Genomic DNA, 23,986 nt, shown 5'->3' with positions numbered 1-23,986 from the left:
GCAGGCGCGTCACCCCTGTGGCTGCAGTACTGGGTGGCGGAGGCTCTCTCGCGAGCGTCTTCCTCGCCTCCTGGATGTCCTGGTTAGTGGCCGGGCTCCTGTTCATCGCGCTGGTCGCGGTCAGCGGGGTGTTCCTGGCCGTGTTCTCCAAGAGGCACGAGCCCTTCGCCCGCGTGACCGAGCTGGCACGCCTGGCCAAAGGCGACGAGGAGCCGGGAGGCCTGCCGTCGGCGGTGCGGCGCTGTGAGGGGAAGCCCTGATGGAGTGGTGTCGCCTGATAACGAGAGCATCACGGGATGATCTCGGTGAGAATACCGGGGTGAGCTGGAGGGTGCGCCGCACTCCCGACAAACGGAGGAGTGCTTGAAAGAGCCGGGCGAGCGCTGCTTCTGGCTGGCGCTTCTCGCAGCGCTTCCACTCGGGACCACCCTGAGCCAGGTTCTCGAACTCTCGCTCCTGACCTCGCTGGTCGTGGGGTTGGGCGCCATGGTGATGTGGGGCGGCGCCGCGCTGGCCCTGTGGTCATGGCTCTACGTGCGCGACCTCCACGCCGAGACGCGTCACTGGGTGCTGACCTTCGTCGCGATCGGCATGCCGGAGCACTACGTGCCCGTGTGGCTCGAACAGATGCAGGCGCAGCTCAACGAGCTGAGCGGGCAGCGTCGCAAGACGTTCCTCACCGACCTGTTCCTCACGGCGCCGAAGAACTGGGTCGAGCTGAGCTGGACGCGCTTCCGGTACCTCCGCGCCAGTCGCTTCAGGGGCAACGAGCTGCGGTTGGCGCAGCACCTGGTCATGGTGCTGGCGCCCGACGGGAGGCGCAGCACGACCTTCGACCTCCTCCACGCCGTGGGGATCTCACGCCTGCAGAACCGCCGTGCCGCGCACAACGTGCCCGCCCTGGTGATGGCGCAGCGGCTGCTCGCGACGGAGAGCAAGCACTTCAGGGCCGCTCGTGAGCTCGCTGCCGAACTGCTCGACACCAGGGAACGGGTGTACCTGCTGAACCGTGACGTGCTTCGGATGCACCGCCGGGTGTGGCCGCGGCACGAACAGCCTCCGCACTCGCTCAGGTTCGAGGAGCTCGACCGGCTCCGGTCCCACGCGCTCGACCTGAGCCGGCGCCTGCGTGCCGCGCTCATGACGGGCATGGCCCGGGAGCTGGACGGCTAGCGCATGAAGATCACCCGGCAGCCGTAGGAGGTCAGCCGCCGGTGCACCTCGTCGGCCTCGGCCTCGTCCTGGGAGAGGTGCCAGGTGCTCGGCGTGATCACGGTGGTGATGTGCAGCTCCCACACGACGTCGAGCAGGACCCTGAACGCGTTGCGTTCCAGCGGGCTTCCGGGGCGCAGGTCGACGAAGATCGGGTGGTAGAGCGCGAAGCCGAGCTCCCTGGCGTGCGTCATGATCCGTTCTTGCAGCTGCGGCACGGAGACCCGCTTGCCTTCTCCCCTCCGCAGGTAGCCGCAGGCGATCGGGAGGTCGCCGACGGCCAACGGGTGGGGAGGACGTTCGGGCGACTCCGCGCGTTCGGTCATCTTCGTCCCACCGTGCTCTTGCTCCTGCGCAACGTGCTCACCGCTCGCTCTACGTCCTCTGTGTGGTTGTACGGCGTCGCCGGGGTGTGCGGTTCGATGTCCGCCATTCGGCCGGACGCGGAGCCACTCCTTCGGCTGAGTTGATCAACAGGATTTCAGTGCGGACGCAACGGCGTCATCCCGCTGGCGTGAGGACGTCACTCGTTCGGCCGCCTGCCGTTCGGTGCACGTCGGCTGCGCCGTTGAGCGGTGGCGCGTGGAGGGTCGACGAGTGGTGGCCGCTTCAGCCGAGCGGCCGCGAAGACCCCGCCTTGGCCAGCGCCGGCCGCGCGGCGAGCACACCGGTCTCGGTGAGCCGGTAGAACCGGCGCCTGGGTCGCCCCGCCGCGCGGGGATCGACGTTCTCCCAGCGGGTCTCGAGCCAGCCCAGCCGCACCAGGCGAGCCAGGATCGGATAAGCGGTGCCGGGCATCATGCCGGCCGACTTGGCGATCTCCAGCCCGAAGTGCTCCGCGGCCGGGTCGGACAGCAGCAGTCGCAACACGGCCTGGACGTGGACGGTCATCCTCGGCCGGGCGGTCATGAGGTTGCTCGGCAGCGTGCGGTGCGCCTGCCATTCGGGACTGCGAGACATGTTCGATCGCTTTCGCAGATGGGAACGCGAGTGGCATATCTTGGTGGTGATCCGCGGTGATCGAAGATCAGGCTATTGCGGGTGCGGAAATCCGTCGCCGATCTGGCGTGAACCTATCATCCAGGCGTTCCACCTGCGTCAACGTTCGGCGAATCGAATGGGTGAACTGGAGGTTCTTCACCTCATGTGGTTGTATTGCGGCCATTCCAATCAAGGGTGGCTCTGACCGTCTCCGGGGTTTGGCAGGGGAGGCGTGGCGATTCCGAAATTCGGTTCACGGCCTGGCGGCAGGCTCTGGACGGTGAGCGCTGCGGCGGCATCAATGCGCACGGCCATGGGGGCGTGCGGCTCAAGCACGAGCCGGTCGCGGTCATCGCCACAAAGGCTTCGAGGTCGTCGAAGTTGCCCGCGAGCCCGTTGCCGACACCCGCGCGGTCTCTGTGGGAGGTGGAGGTCTCTCACCTGCACCGGCGAGGTCGAGGGCGAGACGTGCTCCCATGCGCACTGTGATGGGGAACGTGCCCGGCCATTGAGATGTCTGATGCCGCAGGCGGTTTCAGGGGATGGGGTTCGGTATTGCGCGACTGCTCCAGACGGGCTATGCGGTTGCGGAGCGCGCAGAACGCTCATCGCTCGGTTCCCGAGCAATTCGGCCCAATGCTGAAGAAACTCGCCCTTTGGGCTGTTCGGGTGTATTCCACGGGACCACTATTTTTGTGAAGAAAACGCTCCCACGCCTGGGGTAGCCTCGGCGAAGATCCAACGTCGCCCGCGGCGTGCGGCGTCGTGCACGTCGGCGTGCCGTGGCGATCGAGCCACCGTGACGGGGGAACGGGAGCTTGACATGGGGCTTGGGCTGCTCGGGCCGGTCGAGTTGGTCCTGGACGGCCGGTCGGTGGAGCTGGGGGGTCCGCGGCAGCGGGTCGTGCTGGCGGTCCTCGGCCTCAACGCCAACCGGGTGGTGCCGGTCGAGCAGCTGATCGACGCCGTGTGGGGCACGGCTCCGCCGTCGACGGCGCGGGGACAGGTCCAGATCTCCATCTCGTTGCTGCGCAAGCTGTTCGCCGACGCCGGCCGGTCGGACGTGATCGTGACCCGCCCACCGGGGTACGTGCTGCGGCTCGGTGCCGGGGAGGTGGACAGCCTCCGGTTCGGTGAGCTCGTGGCGGCGTCGCGGGAGCTGGCCGAGAGCGGGAAACCCGTGGACGCGGCGGCGACGTTGCGCGAGGCACTGGGGTTGTGGCGGGGGCCCGCGCTGGCGGACCTGCCCAGCGACCTGGTGCAGCGCAGCGCCACCGTGCTGGAGGAGCAGCGGCTGGCCGCGATCGAGGCCCGCATCCGGCTCGACCTGGGGCTCGGGCGGCACCGCGAGGTGGTCGTCGAGCTGCGGGCGCTGGTGGACGGGCACCCGCTGCGGGAGGGGCTGTACGGGCTGCTGATGCTCGCGTTGTACCGGACCGGGCGCCAGGCCGAGGCGCTGGAGGTGGGACGGCGCGCCCGCGCGCTCCTCATCGAGGAGGTGGGGCTGGAACCCGGTCAGGAGCTGCGGGACCTGGAGCAGGCGATCCTGCGCGGGGACGCGGCACTCGGTGTGCCGGAGTCACCGCTGCCGCTCGGTCCGCCGGCCCCGCCCGCGCCCGCCGCCGGTGAACGGCCGGCCCTGGGCGTGGTGCCGCGGCAGCTGCCGGCCAGCATCGCGGACTTCACCGGCCGCGAGGAGCAGCTGGACGAGATCATGCGGTTGCTGGACGTGGACGAGGACAAGCGCTGGAGCATGCCGATCATCGCCATCTCCGGCAAGGGGGGCGTCGGGAAGTCCACGCTCGCGGCCCGCGCGGCCCACCAGCTGAGCAGCCGCTACCCGGACGGCCAGCTGTACGCCGACATGGGGGCGGCCGGCGACAACGACCACACGGCCAAGCTGCTCGCGCGGTTCCTGCGGGCGCTGGGCGTGGCCGGCTCGGCGGTGCCGGAGGACGTGGAGGAACGGACCGAGCTGTACCGCAGCAAGCTGTCCGGCAAGCGGGTGCTGCTCGTGCTGGACGGTGTGTCCGACGAGTCGCAGGTGCGGCCGCTGCTGCCGGGCAGCCCGTCGTGTGCGGTGATCGTGACGAGCCGGGTCCGCCTGAGCGGGCTGCCGGGGGTCCGGCAGCTCGACGTCGGCGTGTTCGGCGTGGCGAAGTCGCTGGAACTGCTGAACCGGATCATCGGCCCGGCGCGGGCCGGGGCCGAGCCGGACGCCGCGGTGGAGCTGGTCCGGTTGTGCGGCGGACTGCCGCTCGCCCTGCGCATCGCGGGCGCGCGGCTGGTGTCCCGGCCGCACTGGCGGTTGAGCGGGCTGGTCCGGCGGCTGCACGACGAGGCGCGGCGGTTGGACGAGTTCGCCCACCACGGGTTGGAGCTGCGGTCGACGTTCGAGATCACCCACCGGGTGCTGGGCGAGCAGGCCCGGCGGCTGTTCCGGCTGTGCTCGCTGGTCACGGCGCCCGACTTCCCGGGGTGGACGGCCGCCGCACTGCTGGACACCACCGCGGCGGAGGCCGAGGAGGTGCTGGAGAGCCTGGTCGACGCCCAGCTGGTGGACATCGTCCAGTACGGGGAGGCGTCACCGCGCTACCGGCTGCACGACCTGATCCGGGTCTACGCCGCCGAACGGTTGCAGCAGGACACCACGGAGGAGGAGCGGACCGACGCGCTCGGGCGGGTGCTGGGCGGCTGGCTGGCGCTGGCCGAGGAGGCGCACCGGCGCGAGTACGGCGGCGACTACACCGTCCTGCACGGCACCGCGCGCCGGTGGCACCCCGGCGCCGCCGAGCTCGACGACCACCTCGGCGAACCCGCGCACTGGTGGGAGGCGGAGCGCAGGGCCCTGGTGGCGGCGGTCCGGCAGGCCGCAGAGGCCGGGTTGGACGAGCTGTGCTGGGACCTCGCCCTGACCTCCGTCACGCTGTTCGAGGCCAAGGGGTACTTCGACGACTGGCTGGAGTGCTCCGGGCTCGCCCACGAGGCGGCTCGGCAGGCGGGCAACCGGCTCGGGATGGCCGCGACGCAGTACTCCCTCGGAACGCTCCACGTGTTCCAGGCCCGGCTCGACGACGCGGAGAGGTGCTTCACGGTCGCGCTGGAGCTGTTCGACGCGGTGGGGAACGAGCACGGCAGGGCGCTGGTGCTGCGGAACTACGCGCACGTCCACGGACTCCGCGGCGACACCGCCGCGATGATGGCCAAGTACCTCGAAGCGCTGGCGGTGCTGCGGGCGGTGGGCGACCGGATCGGCGAGGCGCACGTCCTGCGCAGCATCGCCAAGCACCGGGTCGACGAGGGGGACACCGAGAGCGCGGCCCGCCTGCTGGACCAGGCGCTGACGATCACCAGGGAGACCGGCTGCCTGCGGGTCGAGGCGCAGGTGGAGCACAGGTTCGCCGAGCTCCACCTGGCCACCGGTCAGCTCGACGCCGCCAGGGACGCGTTGCACCGCGTGCTGCGCATCGTGCGCGACAACGGTGACCGGATCGGCGAGGTCTACGCCGTGCACGGCCTGGGACTGCTCCGGCAGCGCGAGGGGCGGCTGGACAACGCCGACACGACGCTGGTGAACGCGCTGCAGCTGGCCCGGCGGGTGGGGGAGCGGTTGATCGAAGCCAGGTCCCGGTACTCGCTCGGTGAGATCGCGCTCGCCCGTGGCGACGTGGACGGGGGCGCGGCGCACCTGGAGGAGGCCCTGCGGCTCTTCGACGAGCTCGGATCGGCGCTGTGGCAGGCCAAGGCGCTCGCGTTGCTGGCGGAGCACTTCGACGGCGCGGAGTCGCGGGAGCGGGTCGAGCAGGCCCTCGTGCTCCTGTACGGCATCGAGTCCGCCGAGGCGGTCGAGCTCGTGGCGCGGTTGCGCGAGCGGCTGGCGTGCGGGTCCGTCGTGGGGTGAGCGGGCTTTCCGCGTGACGGCCCGGCGGCGGGTGCTGCCGGCCGGGCCGTTGCGTCGGTCGATCCGCTCACCAGTGCGTGTCGTCCACGCACATCTGCAGCTTGTCACTCCAGTGGGTGTCCGGCGGGCACTGCACGGCCGCCGTGGCCGTCGAGTCCGCGAGGACGGCCGCCGCAGGGCCCGCGATGACGGACACACCGACCACGACCGCGGTGAGCAGGGACTTCAGCACCGGATTCTCCTTCCGTCCGTGCCGTTCTGGCTCGGTGCGACCAGCAGACCCGCTCCCGCCTTCGACGCGCCTTCCCCGCGCTCACAGCACCTGGCCCGCAACCGATAGCGGGCGGAAAGCGCATCGACAGCGCCGCCCCGCACCGTTGTCCCCGTACCTGCTGCGGCGACCACGGAGGGCAGCGCACGTGAACTGTTCCCAGGTGGGCTCCAGGCGACACCTGGCGCCCGATCTCGTGGACGCCGTGGTCGAGCGGCTCATGACCGGTGCGGCCGTGACGGGTGCGCTGCGGTCGGCGGTAGCGCAGGAGCACCACACCGCGGTGCTCACCGCGCTGGCCGCCCGGTACCTGCTCGCACCCGGCGTGGTCACCGCGTCGGTGGTGGGCATGGGCCAGGCGGTGCGGGCTCAGCTGGAGTCGCTGACCCGCTCCGTGCCGGACCTGACCCACGTCGCGGTCCGCGTGCTCGACGGCGCGCCGCTGGACCGCGACCTGGTGGACGGGCTCCACCGGACCGGCATCGGGCTGCACGTGGCCGCCACGGCGGCTGAGGCGGTGTTCGGGGCGAACCTCGTGGTCGTCACCTCCGGCGCCGGCCTCGACACGTGGCCCACGCACCTGCCCCGCGGGGCGTTGCTGGTCAACGCCAGCGGCGGCGAGCTGCCCGCGGCGCTGACCGGCGCGGTGGACGGCCGGTTCGTCGACGACCTGGCGCTGCTGAGCGCGGCGTGCCCGCAGGGCCGTCCCGTCGAGGCGGACCTGCGGCAGGTCGTCACCGGCGAGCGCGCCGGCCGCACCGGTGCGGACCACGTGCTGCTCGTCGACCTGCTGACCGAACAACGGCAGCACGGACAAACCCAGGAGGAGGACCACGAGTGTCGATCGAGAACGAGGTCAAGCGGTTCATCGTGACCACCTTCGCCCCGGACGTCACACCCGACCAGCTCCCGTCCGACTACGACCTGCTGGACAACGGGGTGGTGGACAGCCTGGGCCTGCTCCGCCTCATCGCCTGGGTGGGCGAGCGCTACGAGATCCCGGTCGAGGAGCGCGACGTCTCCCCGGCCCAGTTCAGCTCGGTGGAGGCCATCACGGCCTTCATCGCGGACGCACACACCTACGTCTGAAAGACCGAGGAGAGGGAGGGCTCACGCACATGATCGTGCGCGACAAGGCCGGCATCGACGGCATCGACTGGGGGAACGGGCTCAGCTACCGGCTCTTGGTCCAGAAGGACAACATGGGCTTCACGATCGCTCACACCATCGTGAAGGCGGGGTCGAAGTCCCCGCTGGAGTACCGCAACCACCTGGAGGCGTGCTACTGCATCGCGGGGCGCGGACAGGTGATCGACGAGGACGGCACGACGCACGAGATCGAGCCGGGCGTGATGTACGCGCTGGACCGGCACGACCGGCACTTCCTGATCGCCTCCCCCGAACAGGACCTGGAGCTGATCAGCGTCTTCAACCCGCCGCTGCGCGGAGACGAGCGGCACAACTTCGACACGGACGAGTTCTCCCAGTACTGACCGGCGACCGGTGGCGTGGGAGCGCTCCCGCTTCCACGCCACCGGCCGACCCCAAGACACGACGCGAAGGAGTTCACGGTGTCCGCACGCGACGAGTTCTTCTCGGTGTCCGAGGAGGTCGCCGACGCGCTGGCCGAGGGCCGGCCGGTGGTGGCGCTGGAGTCTTCCGGTGTGGTGCAGGGCCTGCCGCACCCGCTGAACCTCCAGACCGCGCTCGACATGGACAAGGCCATCCGCGCCGAAGGCGCTGTGCCCGCCCGCACCGGCATCGTGTCCGGCCGGCTCGTGGTGGGCATGTCCGACGAGCAGGTGGAGCTGTTCGCCACCACGCCGACCGTGCCGAAGGTCGGGGCCCGCGACCTCGGTCCCGTGCTGGCCGGCGGTGGGCACGGCGGCACGACGGTCTCCGCGGCCCTGGTCGCCGCCGCCAGGGCCGGCATCGAGGTGTTCGCGGTCGCCGGCATCGGCGGTGTCCACTTCGGAGCGCAGCGCAGCTTCGACATCTCAGCGGACCTGGTGGAGTTCACCCGGCACCGGGTGGCCGTGGTCTGCGCGGGTGCCAAGTCGCTGCTGGACCCGGCGCTCACCCTGGAGTACCTGGAAACCCAGGGCGTTCCGGTGGTGGGCTACCGCTGCGACGACTTCCCGGCCTACTACAGCGTCTCCAGCGGCGAGCGCAACCCGCGCCGCGTGGACGACCTCGACGAGCTGGCGGCCGCGGTGCGCCTGCACTGGGCGGTGGGCAACACCGGTGGCTTCCTCGTCACCCACCCGATCCACGCCGAGGACGCCCTGCCCGCGGACGAGGTCTACGCGCTGGTGCGGGAGAAGCAGGCCGAGACCGAGGCGGCGGGCGTGCAGGGCAAGGACGTGACGCCGGCCATCCTCAGCGCGGTCGGCAAGGCCACCAGCGGCCGCACCGGCGAGGCCAACCGGTCGGTCCTGCTGTCCACCAGCGCCTTGGCCGCCGGGTTCGCCTCGGCGCTCAAGCGCAGCCGCCCGGAGGAGCAGGCGTGAGCACCGCCGTTCTGTTCGACGTCGACGGCACGCTGGTCGACACGCCGGCCGGGATGACGGCGGTGCTGCGCCAGGTGGTGACCGAGAACGGCGGCTCTGCGGACGAGGCGCGGCTGCGCGCCACCGTCGGCCGCCCGCTGGTCGCCTCCCTGGCGCTGCTGCTCGGCCTCCCGCCCGATCACCCCGGTGCCGAGCGCGCCGCCGACCGGGCCCGTGAGCTGTTCACCGAGGTGGTCATCCCGTCGGCGCGCGAGCTGGTCCTGCCCGGCGTGCCCGAGCTGCTCGACGGCCTGCGCGCGGACGGCCGTCCCGTCGCCGCGGTCACCAGCAAGGTGCACCGCAGCGCGGTGGAGCTGCTGGCGGCCACCGGTTTGCTGGTCCACTTCGACGTTCTCGTCTGCCACGGCATGGCCGACCGCGGCAAACCGCACCCCGACCTGGCCCTGCTGGCGGCCGACCGGCTCGGCGTCATCCCGGCCGACTGCGTCGTCGTCGGTGACGCGGTCGACGACATGGCCATGGCCCGTGCCGCGGGCATGACCGCCCTGGGCGTGGCCACCGGCGTCGCCACCGCCGACGAGCTGCTGGCCGCGGGGGCGAGTGCCGTGCACGCCGACGCGCTCGGGCTCGGCACCGTCCTCCTCCCGATCAGCACCCCTTCGAGGTGATCACCATGACCAGTACGGAAGACGCCACGGCACGCGGGCGCACCGCGAACGCGGCACTCGCGATCCTCGCCGTGGCGCAGTTCCTCATCGCACTCGACTACTCCATCGTCTACATCGCACTGCCCAGCGTCGGCGCGGACCTGGCGCTGACCGAGAGCTCCCTGCAGTGGGTGGTCAGCGGCTACGCGGTGTTCTTCGCCGGGTTCCTCGTCGTCGGCGGCCGGGTGTCGGACCGGTTCGGCCCGCGCCGCCTGTTCATCGCAGGCACCCTGCTGTTCGGCGTGGCCTCGCTGCTGGGCGGCCTCGCGCCGAGCGCACCGCTGCTCCTGGTGGCCCGCGCCGCCCAGGGCGTCGCGGCCGCGGTGCTCCAGCCCGCGGTCATCGCCCTGATCAACACCTCGTTCCCCGCCGGACCCGCCCGCAACCGCGCCCTGGGCGTGTGGGGAACGGTCGGCGCGTCCGGGCTGGCCGCGGGCGTGGTCATCGGTGGCCTGCTGACCACGGTGTCTTGGCGGTGGGTGTTCCTGATCAACCTGCCACTGGCGGCGATCTGCGCGTTCGCCGCGCCGAAGCTCCTGCCCCGCAACGAGATCACCACCGCTGACCGCGGCGGTCTCAACGTGCCCAGCGCCGTGCTGTGCACCGGTGCCGTGCTGTCCGCGGCGCTGGCGCTGACGCTGACGGCGGGCGGCAGCTGGACGGACCCCGGTGCCCTGGCGGCGTTCGGCGCGGCCGCGGTGCTCCTCGCCTGGTTCGTGGTCCAGGAGCGGCGCAGCGAACGCCCGCTGGTCGATCCCGTGCTGCGGCGCACCCGTTCGCTGCTGGTCGGCTGCGGCACCACGGCGCTCTACATGGCCAGCGTCGGCAACCAGTTCTTCGTGGTGACGCTGCTGGTGCAGCAGCTGCGCGGCTACGACCCGCTGGCCGCGGGGCTGGCGTTCCTGCCGATGGCGGTGGCGATCGCGGTGGCGAACTCCGTGGCGGCGCGCATCGTGGCCGCGATCGGGGTGCGGGCCACGCTCGCGCTGGCGTTCGTCGCGGACGCGGCCGGCCTGCTGCTGCTCGCGTTCCAGGCGCACGGCGACAGCTACGTCGTGCACCTGTTGCCGGGTCTGCTGATCACCGGCTTCGCCCACGGCGTGACCTACGTGTCGATGTTCATCGCCGGCACGGCCGACGTCGAGGACCGCAACCAGGGCACCGGAAGCGCGCTGATGACGACCTCGCAGTACATGGCGGGCGCCCTCGGCGTGGCCGTGCTGGTGCTGGTGCTCGGTCGTGAGCCCGACGCCGGCGCGTTCGCCGCGGCGTTCGTGACCACCGCCGTGGCGGCTGCGGCAGGCGCGCTGCTGGCCTGGTTCGGGCCGGTCCGGCGTGAGGGGAGCCGGTCGTGAGGGCGCAGGCCTGGACCGCGCGGCTGGGGGTGCTGGTCGTGCACAACGACCCGGTGGTCGAGGCGGAGCTGTGGTCCATGGCGCCGCCGGGCGTCACCGTCCACACGGCCCGCTTCGAGAGCCCGACCAGCACCGGCGCCGAGTACACCAGCGAGTCCTGGGAACGCGTGGTGTCCAGCCCGGACGTGCGGCGCGGCCTGGTGCAGCTCGGCGAGCTGGGCGTCTCGGCGATCTGCCTGTGCTTCGGGTCGGCCAGCTTCTTCGGCGGCCTGGAGTTCGACACCGGGTTCACCGCCGCGGCCGCGGAGCTGACCGGCGGGACCCCGGTCTACACCGCCGGGCAGGCCATCCGCGCCGCGCTGACCACGCTCGGCGTGCGCCGTCCCATGGTGCTCGCGCCGCCGTGGTTCACCGCGCCGACGTTCGCCGCCGCGGAGTCCTACCTGACGGCCGCCGGGTTCGAACCCGCCGCGCTGGTGCCCTTCCGGCTGGGTGAGCGGTGGGACGGCGTCGAGCGCCACCGGCTCTTCGACCGCGGCGGGCGCTGGGACGTGCACCCCGCCGAGGTGTGCCGCCAGGCCGCGGCGGCCTTCCCCGCGCACGCCGACGGGCTGCTGCTGCCCGGCAGCGGCTTCCGCTCCTGGGAGGCCGTCGAGGAGCTGGAGCGCCGGCTCGGCGTGCCGGTCGTGACCTCCAACCAGGCGTGCCTGTGGCGACTGCTCGACCTCACCGGCCTGGACGCGCGGGTGCCCGGTGGCGGACTGCTGACCGCCGGCCGCTGAGCCGGCCCGACCTCGACTGGGGAACCACCATGCCCACCACATCGTTCGTGACCGCGTTCGCCGCGCAGGTGGACGCACGACCGCACGCCCCGGCGTTGTCCTGGGCCGGGGCCGCGGTGGACTACGCCTCCCTGGACCGGCTGGCGCGGGAGTCCGCGTCGCTGCTGCACGATGTCCCGGCCGACGCGCCGGTGTGCGTGCCCGCGCACAAGTCGCCGGAGACCATCGCACTGCTCATCGCGTGCTTCCGCGAGAACAGGCGGGTGCTGCTGCCCTCCGCGACGCTGGGCCACGACGCCCTGCTGCGGCTGTGCGAGCAGGTCGGCTGCTCGCACGTGCTCACCCCGCAGGGCGTGCGGACGACCGGCGCCGACGCCGCCGTGCTGCCCGGACCCGGTCTGCTGCTGACCACCTCCGGCTCCACCGGCACGCCCAAGGTCGTCGTGCTCGCCGAACGCGGTGTGGACGAGTTCCTCGCCTGGTCCGCCCGCACGTTCGGCATCGGCCCCGGCGTCGGGGTGCTCAACTACGCGCCGCTCAACTTCGACCTGTGCCTGCTGGACCTGTGGGCGGCACTGGCCGTCGGCGCCCGCACGGACCTGGTCGATCCCGAACGCGCGACCGACGGCGACCACCTGGCCGATCTGTGCGCCGAGTGGGCGCCCGCGGTGGTGCAGGCGGTGCCGCTGTTCTTCCGGCTGGTCACCGCGACCGGGCGGGTCCTCCCGGCCGTGCGGGAGGTCCTGCTCACCGGGGACGCCGCTCCGCCCGCACTGCTCACCGGCGTCGCGGCCGCCTTCCCGCAGGCCCGGCTGTGGAACGTCTACGGCTGCACCGAGACCAACGACAGCTTCGTGCACCGCATCGACCCGACCCGCACGCCGACGCCGATCGGCACCCCGATCGACGGTGTCGAGTTCCGCATCGTCGACGACGAGGACCGCGACGCCGACAGCGGCGAGCTGGTGGTGCGCACCCCGTTCCGCGCCGAGGGCTACCTCGACCCCGAGCTCACCCGCGACCGGTGGCACGACGGCTGGTTCCGCACCGGCGACCTGGTCCGCCGCGACGGGACCGGGCTCGTGCACCTCACCGGCCGCACCGACCACCAGGTGAAGGTGCGCGGCGTGCGCACCAACGTCCAGGAGGTCGAGAACGTCGTGCTCGCCCACCCCGAGGTGGTCGAGGCCGCCGTGGTCCCGCTCCCCGACGAGGAGGCCGGGACCGTGCTGCGCGCGGTGGTCCGCCGCGCGCCGGGCTCGCGGCTCAACGGACTGCACCTGCGGGCGCACTGCGCCGCCGCGCTGCCCAGGACCGCCATCCCCGGCGCGTTCGAGATCGGCGACGAGGCGCTGCCCCGCACCTCCACCGGCAAGGTCGACCGCACCACGCTGCGCACGCGGCGGACAGCGGTCGCGGAAGGGGTGTGACGTGATGATCGAGTGGAACGAGGACCAGCGCTCGTTGCGCGCGGCGGTCGAGGAGCTCGGCCCGGTGCTCGGCGAGGGCCACGTCGAGCGCGACGCCGGCGGCGAGTTCGCCGAGGGCGCCTGGAAGGTGCTGTGCGAGACGGGGCTGCTCGGCCTGCCGTTCGGCGAGCGGTGGGGCGGTCTCGGCCAAGACCTGCTGACCACCATGTACGTGCTGGAGGGCCTCGGCCACACCTGCCGCGACGGCGGGTTCAGCTTCTCGGTGTCCACGCACATGGTCAGCACCGGCGTGCCGCTGCAGCGCTTCGGCTCAGCGGAGCTGAAGGACCGCTACCTCACCGGGGTGTGCGACGGCTCGGTCATCGGCGCGCACGCCATCACCGAACCCGAGGGCGGGTCGGACGTCATGGCCATGCGCACCTCCGCGGTGCGCGACGGCGACCACTACGTCCTCAACGGCAGCAAGACGTTCATCAGCAACGGGCCGCTGGCCGACGTGGTCGTCGTCTACGCCCGCACCGGCAAGCGCGGCAGCCCCGCCGCCATCACCGCGTTCCTCGTCGACCGCGACACACCCGGTCTGACCGTGGGCAAACCGGTGGCCAAGATGGGGCTGCGCACCTCGCCCCTGAGCGAGCTGTACTTCGACGACTGCCGGGTGCCTGCGGCGAACGTCGTCGGCTCGCCCGGTGCGGGGTTCCTCATCCTCGACCACGTGATGAAGTGGGAGATCCTGTGCTCCTTCATCATCAACGTCGGCGAGATGCAGCACCGGCTGGAGCGCTGTGTGGACTACGCCCGCACGCGGGTCCAGTTCGGACAGAAGATCGGGTCGTTCCAGTCGGTGTCGAACCGGGTCGTGGAGATGCGCATCGCGGTGGAGACCGCGCGCAAGTGGCTCTACGACACCGCGGTGAAGCTCCAGAACGGCAAGAACGTCACCGCGGACCTGGCCATCGCCAAGCTCCAGGCCAGCGAGGCCAACGTCAGCACGGCCCTGTCCGCGGTGCAGCTCTTCGGAGGGTACGGCTACACCGCGGAGTACGGGCTGGAGAAGGACCTGCGCAACGCCGTCGCCGGGACGATCTACTCCGGAACCTCGGACATCCAGCGGCAGCGCATCGCTTCCATGATGGGTTTATGAGGAGAGTGACCGAAGATGTCTGTGCAAGCGGCCAACACCGGCCTGCTCCACCCGAACCTGGCCGTCACCGAGTTCCTCGACCACGACAGCGACGTCGTCCGCGACTTCGTGCACGGGGTGCTGCCCGGCGGTGGCGAGGGCATGACCGACGTCGAACGGGCCTGCGCCCTCTACTACGCGGTGCGCGACGGCATCCACTACGAGGTCTACGGCGCCGACCTGACCCGTGACGGCCTCAAGGCGAGCGCGATCATCCAGCGCGGCACGGGTTTCTGCGTCCACAAGTCCATCGTGTACGCCGCTGCCGTGCGGTCCGTGGGCATCCCGAGCCGCCTCTACTACGGCGACGTGCGCAACCACCTCGCGTCACCGCAGCTGGAAGAGCTGATGGGCGGCAACGTCTTCACCTACCACAGCCTCGCCACCGTCTTCCTCGACGGCAGGTGGGTGCGTGCCACCCCGGTGTTCAACAAGATGCTGTGCAAGCTGTACCGGATCAAGCCGCTGGAGTTCGACGGCCGCACCGACAGCATGTACCACCCGTACGACGAGAACGGCCGCCGGCACATGGAGTTCCTGCGCGAGCACGGCGAGTTCGACGACTTCCCGTACGACGTGGTGGTCGACGGCATCCGGGCCAACCACCCGAAGCTGTTCGCCTCCCGGCACACGACCGCGCGCGGCTCGCTGGTCGCCGACGCGGCCGCTCAAGGGGACCGGTCATGACAGCGCCCCCGGTGGTCCTGCCCCGGCAGCGCGCCGCCCACGACCCCCGGCTGCGCTCCACAGTGGACCTGGAGCTGGTGGTGCCCGCGTTCAACGAGGCAGGCCGGTTGCCCGCTACGCTCGCCGTGCTGACCGAGTTCCTGGCGGACCGGCCGTGGCGGTCGCGGGTCGTGGTGGTGGACAACGGCAGCACCGACGGCACCGCCACCGCCGTCGCCGGTCATCCCGACGTGGTGGTCATCGGCTGTGCCCGCCCCGGCAAGGGCGCGGCCGTGCGCCGCGGCCTGGAGAGCAGCACGTCCCGGTTCGTCGGTTTCCTCGACGCGGACCTGTCCACCCCGGTGCGGACGCTGACCCGCGCGGTGGCGGAGCTGGAAGCGGGCGCGGCGGCGGCGATCGGGTCGAGGCACGCTCCCGGTGCCGAGCTGGTGATCCCGCAGCCGTTGAGCCGCAGGGTCGGCGGCGCGGTGTTCCGCGCGCTGGCCCGCCGCCTGGTACCCGAGGTGCACGACACCCAGTGCGGGTTCAAGCTCTTCGAACGGGTGGCCGTGCAGCGGGCGCTGGCGGGGTGCCAGGTCGACGGGTTCGCGTTCGACGTGGAGCTGCTGCGGCGCATCCGGCTGGCCGGGGGGCGCATCGCCGAGGTGCCCGTGGCCTGGACCGACGACCAGCGGTCCACCTTCCGCCCCCTGCACGACGGCCGTGCGGCGTTCGCGGACCTGGTGCGCCTGTACCGGGCGAAGGCGGCGCTATGAGCACCCGGCGACAGGTGCTCGTGGTGTCCGGCTACGACCCGGCGGCGGAGGGCGAGCGGTACGTGCGCGAGGTCGTGCGGCGCTGGGCCGCCGGCGGAACGCGGGTCACGCTGGCGGTGACCGGCACGCCCGCCCACGAGGCCGTCACGGGGGTGGCGGTCCGGCGCTTCGCGCGGCCGGCCTCGCTGGTGGTGTGGGTGCTGCGGCACGCACACCGCTTCGACGCGGTGGTGGACGCGACCGACGGCGCGGTGGCCACGGCATGGCTGGCCGGGCGCGGGCGCATCCCCGTCGTGCGGCTGGAGCCGGGGTCGCACCGCGGTGGGCGCAAGCGGCTGCCGGTGCCGGTGCGCCTGGCGCGGTGGGCCGGCGACCGTCGCACAACGGTCGTGCTGTCCCCGTCGGCGCGCCACGAACTGCGGTGCCGCGTGGGTCTGCGCGGCCCCGTGCTCGTCGCACCGCCCGGTGCCGCGCCCGCGACCGGCAGCGGTGAGCGCGCCGACCACCCCGTGGTGGTGGCGCCCGCGCCCGAACGTCACCTGGACGCGCTGCTGCGGGGTCTTCCGCTCGTGCTGGCGCAGCACCCGCGGCTGCGGGTGGAGGTCCTCGGCGACGGGCCGGAACTGCCCAGGTTGGTGCGCATCGCGCACGACTTCGACGTCGCGCACGCGGTCGAGTTCCGCGGCCGGGTGTCCGCCGACGAGCGGGTGGCGGCGCTGCGCCGGGCGTGGCTGTTCGTCTCCGCGGCGGCCGGCGAACTGCCCGCGCAGGCGGTTCTGCAGGCCGCCGCCCACGGCGTGCCGTGCGTGGCGCTCGACGCCGTCGGCGCCCGTGACTTCGTGCGGGTCGGCGAGGTCGTCGGCTCGCCGGACGACCTCGCCCCCGCCGTCGCACGTCACCTCGCCCCGCAGGCGGACCCGCGGCACGCGCAGGAGCTCGCCCGGCGCTGCCGCGACTGGGCCGGCGGCTTCCGGTGGGACCGCACCGCCGGGCTGCTGGCCGCCGCGGTGGAGCACGAGGTGCGCGCGACCCGCCGCGACGGTCCACGCCGCCGTGCCCGGTTCGACATCGCCACCGTGGTGCGGCTGCCGGCGGGTGCCCGCGTGCCCGCGGGCGCGCTGCGCGTGACCGACGAGGTCGTCGAGGCCGGTGGGTCGGTCAGCCTCCTGCTCAACGGCTGCGACGAGTTCGACGCGGTCGGCGTCCTGGACCGCCTCGGGATCGAGGGAGCGCGCGTGCGGCTGGCCACCCACGACGACCTGATGCTCGGCCCCCGCCCAGATGCTCCGCCCCCGGCCACCGAACCCACGAGGAAGGTCGACGACCGTGTCCACTCGCGCTGACACCAGGACCAGGGTGCTCACCTGGTCCGCGGTTGCCATCACAGCGTTCGCCCTGGCGTTGACCGCCCAGGTCCTCTACACCCGTGACGCGCACTGGGGTGTGCGCTACATGGCCGACCTGTGGGTCTACATCGCCAGCGGGCAGGCGGTGCGCGACGGCCAGTCCCTGTACGACGTGGTGATCATGTCACCCCTGTACGGGCCGATGCCGTACCTGTACCCGCCGCTGACCGCCGTGCTGTTCTTCGTCCCCTTGACCTTCCTGTCGTTCGGCACCGCCGGGCTGCTGTGGAACACCGCGACGTTGATCGCGCTGGGCGCGATCGTGTGGATCACCCTCGGCGTCGCCGACGTCCGCGCCCCCAGGACGCGCCTGGTGCTGACCGTCGTCGGCCTCGCCCTGGTGTTCTGCCTGCTGCCGACCCGCATCCACCTGATCTTCGGCCAGATCAACGCGTTCCTGGTGCTGCTGGTGCTGCTGGACTTCCGCCGCGACGCGGGCCGGTGGCGCGGCGTGGGCATCGGCGTGGCGGCCGGGCTGAAGGTGACGCCGCTGATCTTCATCGCCTACCTGCTGGTCACCGGCCAGTGGAAGGCGGCGCGGACGGCGGTGCTGGCGTTCGCGGGCACGGTCGCGGCGGGCTTCGCGGTGGCACCGGCCGACTCCCTGGAGTACTGGGGCGGCCTGGTGTTCCAGTCGTCGCGGGCGGGCGCCGTGTTCAGCACCCCCAACCAGTCCCTGGCCGCGGCCATGGCCAGGGTGTCGCTCAGCGAGGTGTTCGCCGGCTGGTGGATCGTCGTGCTGGCCCTGGTCGGTGTGCTGGGACTCGCGGTGGCCAGGTACGTCCACCACCGGGGCTCCGACTTCCTGGGCTTCTGCGCCGCGGCGCTCACCGGGCTGCTGGTGTCGCCGGTGAGCTGGGAGCACCACTGGGTGTACGTGGTCCCCCTGCTGGTGTGGCTGGTGGTGCGGGCCTGGCAACGGCGCTCGGCCGGCCTGTCCGCCGTGGCCGTGCTGCTCGTGGCGGTGTTCACGCTGCGGGTGTTCTGGTGGGTGGGCGTGCCGGAGTTCCCGGCGAAGCCGATGGACATGACCGCGGGCCAGCAGCTGGCCTCCTCGATGATGCCGGTCGCGGCCCTGCTGCTGCTCCTGCTCGGGCCCCTGTGGGTCGGCCGGGAGTTCCGCGCTGCCTCGCAGGTCCGGTTGGGCAGCGGGTCCGGGGAACGCCGCGCGGGCCGGCCGGCACCGGTCGGTGTTGGGGCCGGCCCGGTCAGCGAACCGGAGGTGCGGTCGTCCTGATCTCGCGCCGGTGGCCGGGGCCGTTGCGGCCAGGAGGCGCGACGGTTCGCAGGGTGATTTTGCCGTCGTGACGATCAAGAGGGTTCTCGCAGGTCAGATACTGCGAGGACCCTCTTTCGATCCAGCTGCGCGCCCCGGCGTGGTTCGTTACCCTCTGCTCGCGTTGAGCAAGAGGTGACCCCGGGGGAAGCATGATCGACCTGAACAGCTGCTCAGCCAGGGTGTCGCCGTCGCCATGCTGACGGACGCGGGAGCCGGCGCGAAGAAGGTCGTCATCGACGGCGTCACGGGTCTGCCGAAGGACATCGGCCCCGCCATGGCCGAGGAGTTCCGCAAGGAAGGCGCGAAGATCGTCGACAACCGGGGCTGGAAGGACTGGCGCGAGCTGAAAGCAGACCAGGAGGAAGAGGAGCGGGGCGGGTGAACGCCCTTCGGCGCGTTCTCGTCGCCCTGGTCGTTCCGCTGCTGGGCTACCTGCTCGGTGCCACGATCTTCAACCACTTCTGGAACCAGGTGGAACCAGGCGATCTGGCGAAAGCCGATCTGGTGGCCACGGCGAAGTCCTGCGAACGCCGCGGCCCGGTGGCGTTGCGGGGGTTCGGCTTCTACTACGAGTGCCGGGCCGACGTCCGGGTCAGGTCCAGTGGGGAGACGTACACGTCAACCGTGACGGGGTGGCTCACGCCCGAGGACATCGGCGAGCAGTACGCCGTCCACACCGTGCGGCACGGCAGGCCTTTGCAGCCGGACGTGCGGTCGGAGGGCCAGGTCTTCCTGGGCTGGCTGTGCACCTTCGGCTTCGCGATCGCGTTCCTGTTCTTGAACGTCTGGATCGCACGTCACGTGTGGCCCGATGCTCCTCGGCGCAAGCGCCGCATGCCGATCAGGTACGAGCCGCCTCAGCCGTGAGCAGTCACGTCGGGTCAATCAGGACCCGACGTGACTGAGCAGCTGCCGGGGTGACCGGCCAGACCCGGCCGGTGCTGGAACCGCTCCCACCACCGGCCCGCACGGACGGTCGCCGAGGTGCGGCGGCACGGTCGGTGGAGGTGCGGATGCCGCCAAGCCTTACCCTGATCAGCTTGAACAGGCCCGAGGGAGAAGCGATGGACATCCGTCACCGGAACAACGTCACGGTCACCGGCGCGACCGGCGGCCCGACCGTGGTGCTGGCGCACGGCTTCGGCTGCGACCAGAACATGTGGCGGCTGATCGTCCCCGCGCTGTCGCAGCGGTACCGGGTGGTGTTGTTCGACTACGTGGGGTCGGGCGGCTCGGACCTGTCGGCGTGGAGCACCGAGCGGTATTCGAGCCTGGAGGGGTACGCCCAGGACGTCGTGGACGTCTGCGACGAGCTCGAGATCGAGCAGGCGGTGCTGGTGGGGCATTCGGTCAGCGCCATGGTCGGGGTGCTGGCCGCGCGGATGGCGCCGCGGCGGATCGGGTCGCTGGTGATGGTGGCGCCCTCGCCCTGCTACATCGACGACGCCGGCTACCGCGGTGGGTTCACCGCCGAGGACATCGACGAGCTGCTGGTCTCGCTGGAGTCGAACTACCTGGGCTGGTCCTCGGCGATGGCGCCGGTGATCATGGGCAACCCGGAGCGGCCGGAGCTCGGGCAGGAGCTCACCAACAGCTTCTGCGCCACCGACCCCGACATCGCCAGGGTGTTCGCCCGCACCACGTTCCTGACCGACAGCCGTGCCGACCTGGCCGGTGTCGCGGTGCCCACGCTGGTGCTGGAGTGCGCTGAGGACGTCATCGCGCCCCGTGAGGTCGGTGCGTTCGTCCACGCCGCCATCCCGTCCTCGCGCCTGGTCACCCTCGACGCCACCGGGCACTGCCCGCAGCTGAGCGCGCCCGAGGCCACCGCAGAGGCGATCCTGGACTTCCTCGGGACCCGCCCGTGATGTGCCGCGCGGACGGCGCGTCCGCCGAGGACGCGCCGGAGCCCGCCCACACCGGGAGCGGTGTGGACCCGGGTCAGACCGGCAGCACGGACGCGGCGTTCACCGCTCTGCTGGAGGACAGCGCGGAGGACCTGTACGACGCGGCGCCCTGCGGCTACCTGTCCACGATGATGGACGGCACCATCGCGAAGATCAACGCCACGTTGCTGGACTGGCTGGGCCTGACCCGTGAGGACGTGGTCGGCCGGAAGCGGTTCGCCGACCTGCTCACCGTCGGCGGCAAGCTGTACCACGAGACGCACTTCGCGCCGTTGCTGCGCATGCAGGGCGAGCTGCGGGGCATCGCCCTGGAGATGAAGGCGTCCGGTGGCAGGCGGTTGCCGGTGCTGGTCTCGTCGACGCTCAAGCGCGGTGACGGGGGAGAGCCGCTGCTGATCCGCACCACGGTGTTCGACGCCTCCGACCGCCGGGCCTACGAAGAGGAGCTCCTGCGTCGCCGGCAGGAAGCCGAACGGGCCTACGCCGCGGCCGAGCAGGCCCGGCTGCAGGCCGAGGCCGACCGGGAACGACTGGCCGCGACGCTGGCGGTGCTGCAGCAGACCCTGCTGCCGCCGTCACTGCCGGCGGTGCCCGGCGTGGAGCTGGCCGGGCACTACCACACCGCTTCTCCCGACCAGCTCGGCGGAGACTTCTACGACGTCTTCCCGCTGACGGACGACACGTGGGGTTTCTTCCTGGGCGACGTGTGCGGCAAGGGTGTCGAGGCCGCGGCGCTGACCTCACTGAGCCGCTACACCCTGCGGGCCGCCGCGCACCACGACCCCGACGACCCCGTCGCGGTGCTCAGCGCCCTCAACACGGCCCTGCTGCACGACCCGAGCGTGGGCATCCGGTTCTGCACCGTCCTGTACGGCACCCTCCGCCCGGCCCACGACGGTGGCGTGACCGTGCGGCTGGCAGGCGGCGGGCATCCTCCGGCGTTCCACCTCTCGGCAGGTGACGACGGCGGTGGCGACAGGGGGGTGCGGCCGGTCGAGCTGCCGGGAGCGATGCTGGTCGGCGCGCTGTCCGGTGCGCGTTTCGTCACGACCACCGTCGACCTCGAACCGGGTCAGGCCCTGCTGCTCTACACCGACGGCCTGACCGAGGCCCGGGACGCCGACGACCAGTTGCTCGACACCGAGGGTGTCGCCGCGATGCTGGCGGCGCGCACCGGCCCCTGCACCGCGGCTGCTGTCGTGGCCGACACCGTCGCCTTCCTCGCCGGACTGCCCAACGGCACCGATGACGACGTCGCTCTGCTCGCCCTCGGTGCCCCCGGTGCCGGCGCGGCGACCGCCGGGTCGTCCACCGCCGCCGTGTCGGTCACCGCGTCCGAGCCGAACCATGTGCCGATCGGGAGCACCGACCGTCCATGACCAGAGCTTTCCGCCTTGAAGTGCGGCACGCCGGTGCCGGCCACGCCCTGATCGCCGTCAGCGGCGAGCTCGACCCGCTCACCGCACCCCGCCTCCGCGAGCGAGGTCTGTCCCTGCTCGCTGAGGGAACTCCGCACCTGCTGCTCGACATGTCGGAAGTCGACTTCTGCGACTCGTCGGGCCTGAGCGTCGTCATCGCGCTGTGGGCACAGGCGAACGCCAGTGGCGGCAGCCTGGCGCTGGCCGCCGTTCCGGACCGCCTCAGCCGCCTGCTGCGCATGACGGCAACCGACACCCTCATCCCCGTCCGGCACGCCGACGACTTCGGCAGGTCTGAGCCGGAACCGAGCTGACGCCTCAGTTCTGCGCCGCGCGGCAGCTCAGCTCCGCCCACACGACCTTGCTCGTCGTGGTCACGACGCATCCCCACCCGCGGGACAGCTGCGTCACCAGGAGCAAGCCGCGGCCCCGGTCCTCGCCCAGCCGGGAGGAGCCAAGCCGGGGGAGGGTCGTCCGGTCGCCGTCCTCGACGTCGATGTGCAGTGTGGAGTCCGGCAGCTGGCACACGCGCAAGCCGATCGGCGGCCGACCGTGGTCGTAGGCGTTGCTGACCAGCTCCGTGACGAGCAGCTCGGCGTCCTCCACGCAGTCGGTTTCCAGGTGCGACAGTGCCTTCCGCAACGAGCGCCGCAGCTCGCCCAGCGGCGGTGTCGCGACTCCCGGCAGGTCCACGTCCAAGATCAGCTCTGGATGCCCGTCGGAAGCGCCTGTCATGGGTTCTCCCGGGAGGTGCGGTGTGCACGGGCGTCCCTCCGGTGTACCCGATCGGGGCACGTCAAAATCACCGCTGTCAGGTCGCCGGGAGACCGGGGCGCGACACCCGGCGACGGCTGCGACACCGCACGCCTCGGTGCACGCCCGGCCGGCTCAGGTGCCGTGGCGCACCGCCACCACCGCGATGTCGTCGGTCGCCGGCTGGTCGCCGACCATCGTGGCCATGGCCTGTGCGCACGCCGCTTCCGGGTCGACCGCGGAGATGACGCGGCACAGCCGCTCCAGGCCATCGTCGAGGTCCTCACCCCGGCGTTCGACGAGACCGTCGGTGTAGAAGATCATCAAGGCTCCCGGCGGCACCTCGACGTCGATGCTGCGCCGGCCTGTGCTCCCGAGGTCGAACCCGATGGGCGGGCCGATGTGGGCGGGCAGGAAGCAGGTCTCGTGACCGGGCGTCGCGAGGAGCGGAGGCAGGTGGCCGGCCACGGCGATGCGCATGTGGTCGGTCGCCGTGTCGATGACGGCGTAGGCGACGGTGGCCATGGTGCCGGTCTCGAAGTGGCTGGCTTTGCGGTCGAGCTTGCCGAGCACGTCCGCGGGGTCGGGGTAGTCCATCGCATAGGCGCGCAACGCGCTCCTGAGCCGCCCCATCACGACGGCGGCCCGCAGCCCGTTGCCGGCGACGTCGCCGATCACCACGCCGATGCGCGCGCCGGGCAGCTCGAACACGTCGTACCAGTCGCCGCTGACACCGCTGTCCGTGCCGGGGACGTAGCGGGCCGCCAGCTCCCAGCCCTCGGTGCTCGGCAGCCTCGACGGCAGCAGGCTCTCCTGCAGCATCGCGGCCGCGGCGCGTTCGGAGCGGGTCCGGTCCACGTAGACCCCGACGGCGAGCCGGTCGGCCACCAGCTGCAGCGCCTCGACCTCCTCGCCGGTGAACCGGCGGGGCGTGGTGCTGCCGACGTGCACGACCCCGGTCAGCTCGCCCTCGGCGATCATCGGCACGCCCAGCAGCGCCCGCAGCCCGTGCTCCCACAGCAGCGGGTTGACCACCGTCGACTCGTCGACGCGGTGGAGCTGAACAGGTTCCCGGCGCTGCGCCACGGTGCCGGCGAAACCCTTGCCGACCGGCACGCGCACCCCCTGGAACACTTCCTCCTCGAAGCCGGACGTGGCCCTGGCGACCAGCTGCGTGCCGCTGCGGTCCACCAGCAGGACGGTGACGGTGTCGACGGCGAGCAGCTCACGGGTGCGCTCCAGCAGGACCTCCATGAGCTTGCCGAGGTCGAGCTGCTTGAGAGGCGGGTCCGTGACCGCGTTGAGCGCCCGCAGCCGGATCAGCGGAACTCCGACCTCTGCCATCGTGCCTCCCATCGAGGCGGGTGCCTGCGCGACATTATGTCGTGCGGTCACCGCCTTTTCACGGCCGGCCGCGCCTGTGACCAGCCGAACGGTCCACGAGCACGG

Annotated in this window: 26 protein-coding genes; 21 read left to right on the top strand and 5 right to left on the bottom strand. The window is 72.0% G+C overall.

Annotated features, from left to right (window positions below):
- Positions 1-74 precede the first annotated feature (74 nt).
- Together ACZ7CD_RS17855 and ACZ7CD_RS17850 are read left to right on the top strand one after the other, a co-directional pair.
- Positions 75-260 carry a hypothetical protein gene (locus ACZ7CD_RS17855; RefSeq protein ID WP_470379266.1) on the top strand — a complete coding sequence of 62 codons (186 nt, stop codon included), beginning with the start codon at positions 75-77 and terminating at the stop codon, positions 258-260.
- A 103-nt stretch (positions 261-363) separates the two neighbouring features.
- On the top strand, positions 364-1,173 hold the full coding sequence (locus tag ACZ7CD_RS17850) for a hypothetical protein (RefSeq protein ID WP_360402144.1): 810 nt from the start codon (positions 364-366) through the stop codon (positions 1,171-1,173).
- Here ACZ7CD_RS17850 and ACZ7CD_RS17845 read toward each other — a convergent pair.
- Complete coding sequence (locus ACZ7CD_RS17845; RefSeq protein WP_360402141.1) at positions 1,170-1,538, bottom strand: hypothetical protein; 369 nt, start codon at positions 1,536-1,538, stop codon at positions 1,170-1,172. The genes ACZ7CD_RS17850 and ACZ7CD_RS17845 overlap by 4 nt on opposite strands.
- A 283-nt stretch (positions 1,539-1,821) precedes the next feature.
- The gene (locus ACZ7CD_RS17840; RefSeq protein ID WP_470368726.1) at positions 1,822-2,172 is read right to left on the bottom strand and encodes a PadR family transcriptional regulator; all 351 of its coding nucleotides are present in this window, start codon (positions 2,170-2,172) and stop codon (positions 1,822-1,824) included.
- Positions 2,173-3,016: 844 nt separating this feature from the next.
- On the opposite strand from ACZ7CD_RS17840, the gene ACZ7CD_RS17835 reads away from it, so the two are divergent.
- Complete coding sequence (locus ACZ7CD_RS17835; RefSeq protein WP_470379265.1) at positions 3,017-6,094, top strand: AfsR/SARP family transcriptional regulator; 3,078 nt, start codon at positions 3,017-3,019, stop codon at positions 6,092-6,094.
- A gap of 67 nt (positions 6,095-6,161) precedes the next feature.
- Here ACZ7CD_RS17835 and ACZ7CD_RS17830 read toward each other — a convergent pair whose 3' ends face one another.
- On the bottom strand, positions 6,162-6,326 hold the full coding sequence (locus ACZ7CD_RS17830) for a hypothetical protein (protein ID WP_360402132.1): 165 nt from the start codon (positions 6,324-6,326) through the stop codon (positions 6,162-6,164).
- 202 nt (positions 6,327-6,528) lie between these two features.
- Between ACZ7CD_RS17830 and ACZ7CD_RS17825 the strand changes: the two genes are divergently transcribed.
- The 18 genes from ACZ7CD_RS17825 to ACZ7CD_RS17740 all read left to right on the top strand — a co-directional run bounded on the left by ACZ7CD_RS17825 (position 6,529) and on the right by ACZ7CD_RS17740 (position 22,098).
- Positions 6,529-7,239, top strand: coding sequence for a hypothetical protein (locus tag ACZ7CD_RS17825; protein WP_470379264.1), 711 nt, complete (start codon positions 6,529-6,531; stop codon positions 7,237-7,239).
- Positions 7,203-7,454: an acyl carrier protein gene (locus ACZ7CD_RS17820; RefSeq protein ID WP_458433515.1), complete on the top strand. Its 252-nt coding sequence runs from the start codon at positions 7,203-7,205 to the stop codon at positions 7,452-7,454. Before ACZ7CD_RS17825 ends, ACZ7CD_RS17820 begins: the two co-directional genes overlap by 37 nt.
- Positions 7,455-7,483: 29 nt before the next feature.
- Entirely contained in the window at positions 7,484-7,858 is a 375-nt protein-coding gene (locus ACZ7CD_RS17815) for an ectoine synthase (protein WP_470379263.1), read from the top strand.
- A 78-nt stretch (positions 7,859-7,936) separates the two neighbouring features.
- The gene (locus ACZ7CD_RS17810; protein WP_360402120.1) at positions 7,937-8,875 is read left to right on the top strand and encodes a pseudouridine-5'-phosphate glycosidase; all 939 of its coding nucleotides are present in this window, start codon (positions 7,937-7,939) and stop codon (positions 8,873-8,875) included.
- Positions 8,872-9,543: an HAD family hydrolase gene (locus tag ACZ7CD_RS17805; RefSeq protein WP_470379262.1), complete on the top strand. Its 672-nt coding sequence runs from the start codon at positions 8,872-8,874 to the stop codon at positions 9,541-9,543. Before ACZ7CD_RS17810 ends, ACZ7CD_RS17805 begins: the two co-directional genes overlap by 4 nt.
- A gap of 5 nt (positions 9,544-9,548) precedes the next feature.
- Positions 9,549-10,937, top strand: a complete 1,389-nt coding sequence (locus ACZ7CD_RS17800) for an MFS transporter (protein ID WP_360402114.1) — start codon at positions 9,549-9,551, stop codon at positions 10,935-10,937.
- Positions 10,934-11,719 (top strand): maleate cis-trans isomerase family protein, encoded by a 786-nt coding sequence (locus ACZ7CD_RS17795; RefSeq protein ID WP_458433512.1) that lies wholly within the window; start codon positions 10,934-10,936, stop codon positions 11,717-11,719. The genes ACZ7CD_RS17800 and ACZ7CD_RS17795 overlap by 4 nt, the downstream gene beginning before the upstream one ends.
- Positions 11,720-11,748: 29 nt before the next feature.
- Positions 11,749-13,149 (top strand): AMP-binding protein, encoded by a 1,401-nt coding sequence (locus ACZ7CD_RS17790; protein WP_470379261.1) that lies wholly within the window; start codon positions 11,749-11,751, stop codon positions 13,147-13,149.
- A 4-nt stretch (positions 13,150-13,153) separates the two neighbouring features.
- The gene (locus ACZ7CD_RS17785; RefSeq protein WP_360402105.1) at positions 13,154-14,293 is read left to right on the top strand and encodes an acyl-CoA dehydrogenase family protein; all 1,140 of its coding nucleotides are present in this window, start codon (positions 13,154-13,156) and stop codon (positions 14,291-14,293) included.
- 15 nt (positions 14,294-14,308) lie between these two features.
- Entirely contained in the window at positions 14,309-15,019 is a 711-nt protein-coding gene (locus ACZ7CD_RS17780; protein WP_360402102.1) for a transglutaminase-like domain-containing protein, read from the top strand.
- Positions 15,016-15,774, top strand: a complete 759-nt coding sequence (locus tag ACZ7CD_RS17775) for a glycosyltransferase (RefSeq protein WP_360402099.1) — start codon at positions 15,016-15,018, stop codon at positions 15,772-15,774. The genes ACZ7CD_RS17780 and ACZ7CD_RS17775 overlap by 4 nt, the downstream gene beginning before the upstream one ends.
- Positions 15,771-17,117, top strand: coding sequence for a glycosyltransferase family 4 protein (locus tag ACZ7CD_RS17770; RefSeq protein WP_470368723.1), 1,347 nt, complete (start codon positions 15,771-15,773; stop codon positions 17,115-17,117). The genes ACZ7CD_RS17775 and ACZ7CD_RS17770 overlap by 4 nt, the downstream gene beginning before the upstream one ends.
- Positions 17,101-18,417: a glycosyltransferase 87 family protein gene (locus ACZ7CD_RS17765; protein WP_470379260.1), complete on the top strand. Its 1,317-nt coding sequence runs from the start codon at positions 17,101-17,103 to the stop codon at positions 18,415-18,417. Before ACZ7CD_RS17770 ends, ACZ7CD_RS17765 begins: the two co-directional genes overlap by 17 nt.
- A gap of 235 nt (positions 18,418-18,652) precedes the next feature.
- Positions 18,653-18,841 (top strand): hypothetical protein, encoded by a 189-nt coding sequence (locus ACZ7CD_RS17760; protein WP_470379259.1) that lies wholly within the window; start codon positions 18,653-18,655, stop codon positions 18,839-18,841.
- Positions 18,838-19,326: a DUF6346 domain-containing protein gene (locus tag ACZ7CD_RS17755; RefSeq protein ID WP_470373217.1), complete on the top strand. Its 489-nt coding sequence runs from the start codon at positions 18,838-18,840 to the stop codon at positions 19,324-19,326. The genes ACZ7CD_RS17760 and ACZ7CD_RS17755 overlap by 4 nt, the downstream gene beginning before the upstream one ends.
- Positions 19,327-19,523: 197 nt before the next feature.
- Positions 19,524-20,327, top strand: coding sequence for an alpha/beta fold hydrolase (locus ACZ7CD_RS17750; RefSeq protein WP_360402050.1), 804 nt, complete (start codon positions 19,524-19,526; stop codon positions 20,325-20,327).
- Complete coding sequence (locus tag ACZ7CD_RS17745; RefSeq protein WP_360402056.1) at positions 20,327-21,745, top strand: PP2C family protein-serine/threonine phosphatase; 1,419 nt, start codon at positions 20,327-20,329, stop codon at positions 21,743-21,745. Before ACZ7CD_RS17750 ends, ACZ7CD_RS17745 begins: the two co-directional genes overlap by 1 nt.
- On the top strand, positions 21,742-22,098 hold the full coding sequence (locus tag ACZ7CD_RS17740; RefSeq protein WP_360402047.1) for an STAS domain-containing protein: 357 nt from the start codon (positions 21,742-21,744) through the stop codon (positions 22,096-22,098). Before ACZ7CD_RS17745 ends, ACZ7CD_RS17740 begins: the two co-directional genes overlap by 4 nt.
- A gap of 4 nt (positions 22,099-22,102) precedes the next feature.
- Here the strand turns inward: ACZ7CD_RS17740 and ACZ7CD_RS17735 are convergent, their stop codons facing one another.
- Together ACZ7CD_RS17735 and ACZ7CD_RS17730 are read right to left on the bottom strand one after the other, a co-directional pair.
- Positions 22,103-22,519 carry an ATP-binding protein gene (locus tag ACZ7CD_RS17735; protein ID WP_360402044.1) on the bottom strand — a complete coding sequence of 139 codons (417 nt, stop codon included), beginning with the start codon at positions 22,517-22,519 and terminating at the stop codon, positions 22,103-22,105.
- Positions 22,520-22,672: 153 nt separating this feature from the next.
- A complete protein-coding gene (locus ACZ7CD_RS17730) occupies positions 22,673-23,881 on the bottom strand; it encodes a PP2C family protein-serine/threonine phosphatase (protein WP_470373219.1) in 1,209 nt (402 codons plus the stop codon).
- Between the last annotated feature and the right edge of the window lie 105 nt (positions 23,882-23,986).

The sequence above is a fragment of the Lentzea sp. NPDC036949 genome (assembly GCF_055608075.1).
The sequence above is the reverse complement of the archived record's forward strand: the minus strand, read 5'-3'. Positions and strand labels throughout refer to the sequence as shown.

What these genes read in the sequence shown, in the direction of transcription:
- ACZ7CD_RS17835 (WP_470379265.1), top strand. Translation starts at nt 3,017, where the DNA reads ATGGGGCTTGGGCTGCTCGGGCCGGTCGAGTTGGTCCTGGACGGCCGG.
- ACZ7CD_RS17750 (WP_360402050.1), top strand. Translation starts at nt 19,524, where the DNA reads ATGGACATCCGTCACCGGAACAACGTCACGGTCACCGGCGCGACCGGC.
- ACZ7CD_RS17780 (WP_360402102.1), top strand. Translation starts at nt 14,309, where the DNA reads ATGTCTGTGCAAGCGGCCAACACCGGCCTGCTCCACCCGAACCTGGCC.
- ACZ7CD_RS17790 (WP_470379261.1), top strand. Translation starts at nt 11,749, where the DNA reads ATGCCCACCACATCGTTCGTGACCGCGTTCGCCGCGCAGGTGGACGCA.
- ACZ7CD_RS17800 (WP_360402114.1), top strand. Translation starts at nt 9,549, where the DNA reads ATGACCAGTACGGAAGACGCCACGGCACGCGGGCGCACCGCGAACGCG.
- ACZ7CD_RS17855 (WP_470379266.1), top strand. Translation starts at nt 75, where the DNA reads ATGTCCTGGTTAGTGGCCGGGCTCCTGTTCATCGCGCTGGTCGCGGTC.
- ACZ7CD_RS17730 (WP_470373219.1), bottom strand. Translation starts at nt 23,881, where the DNA reads ATGGCAGAGGTCGGAGTTCCGCTGATCCGGCTGCGGGCGCTCAACGCG.
- ACZ7CD_RS17775 (WP_360402099.1), top strand. Translation starts at nt 15,016, where the DNA reads ATGACAGCGCCCCCGGTGGTCCTGCCCCGGCAGCGCGCCGCCCACGAC.
- ACZ7CD_RS17840 (WP_470368726.1), bottom strand. Translation starts at nt 2,172, where the DNA reads ATGTCTCGCAGTCCCGAATGGCAGGCGCACCGCACGCTGCCGAGCAAC.
- ACZ7CD_RS17815 (WP_470379263.1), top strand. Translation starts at nt 7,484, where the DNA reads ATGATCGTGCGCGACAAGGCCGGCATCGACGGCATCGACTGGGGGAAC.
- ACZ7CD_RS17735 (WP_360402044.1), bottom strand. Translation starts at nt 22,519, where the DNA reads ATGACAGGCGCTTCCGACGGGCATCCAGAGCTGATCTTGGACGTGGAC.
- ACZ7CD_RS17745 (WP_360402056.1), top strand. Translation starts at nt 20,327, where the DNA reads ATGTGCCGCGCGGACGGCGCGTCCGCCGAGGACGCGCCGGAGCCCGCC.
- ACZ7CD_RS17770 (WP_470368723.1), top strand. Translation starts at nt 15,771, where the DNA reads ATGAGCACCCGGCGACAGGTGCTCGTGGTGTCCGGCTACGACCCGGCG.
- ACZ7CD_RS17785 (WP_360402105.1), top strand. Translation starts at nt 13,154, where the DNA reads ATGATCGAGTGGAACGAGGACCAGCGCTCGTTGCGCGCGGCGGTCGAG.
- ACZ7CD_RS17845 (WP_360402141.1), bottom strand. Translation starts at nt 1,538, where the DNA reads ATGACCGAACGCGCGGAGTCGCCCGAACGTCCTCCCCACCCGTTGGCC.
- ACZ7CD_RS17740 (WP_360402047.1), top strand. Translation starts at nt 21,742, where the DNA reads ATGACCAGAGCTTTCCGCCTTGAAGTGCGGCACGCCGGTGCCGGCCAC.
- ACZ7CD_RS17760 (WP_470379259.1), top strand. Translation starts at nt 18,653, where the DNA reads ATGCTGACGGACGCGGGAGCCGGCGCGAAGAAGGTCGTCATCGACGGC.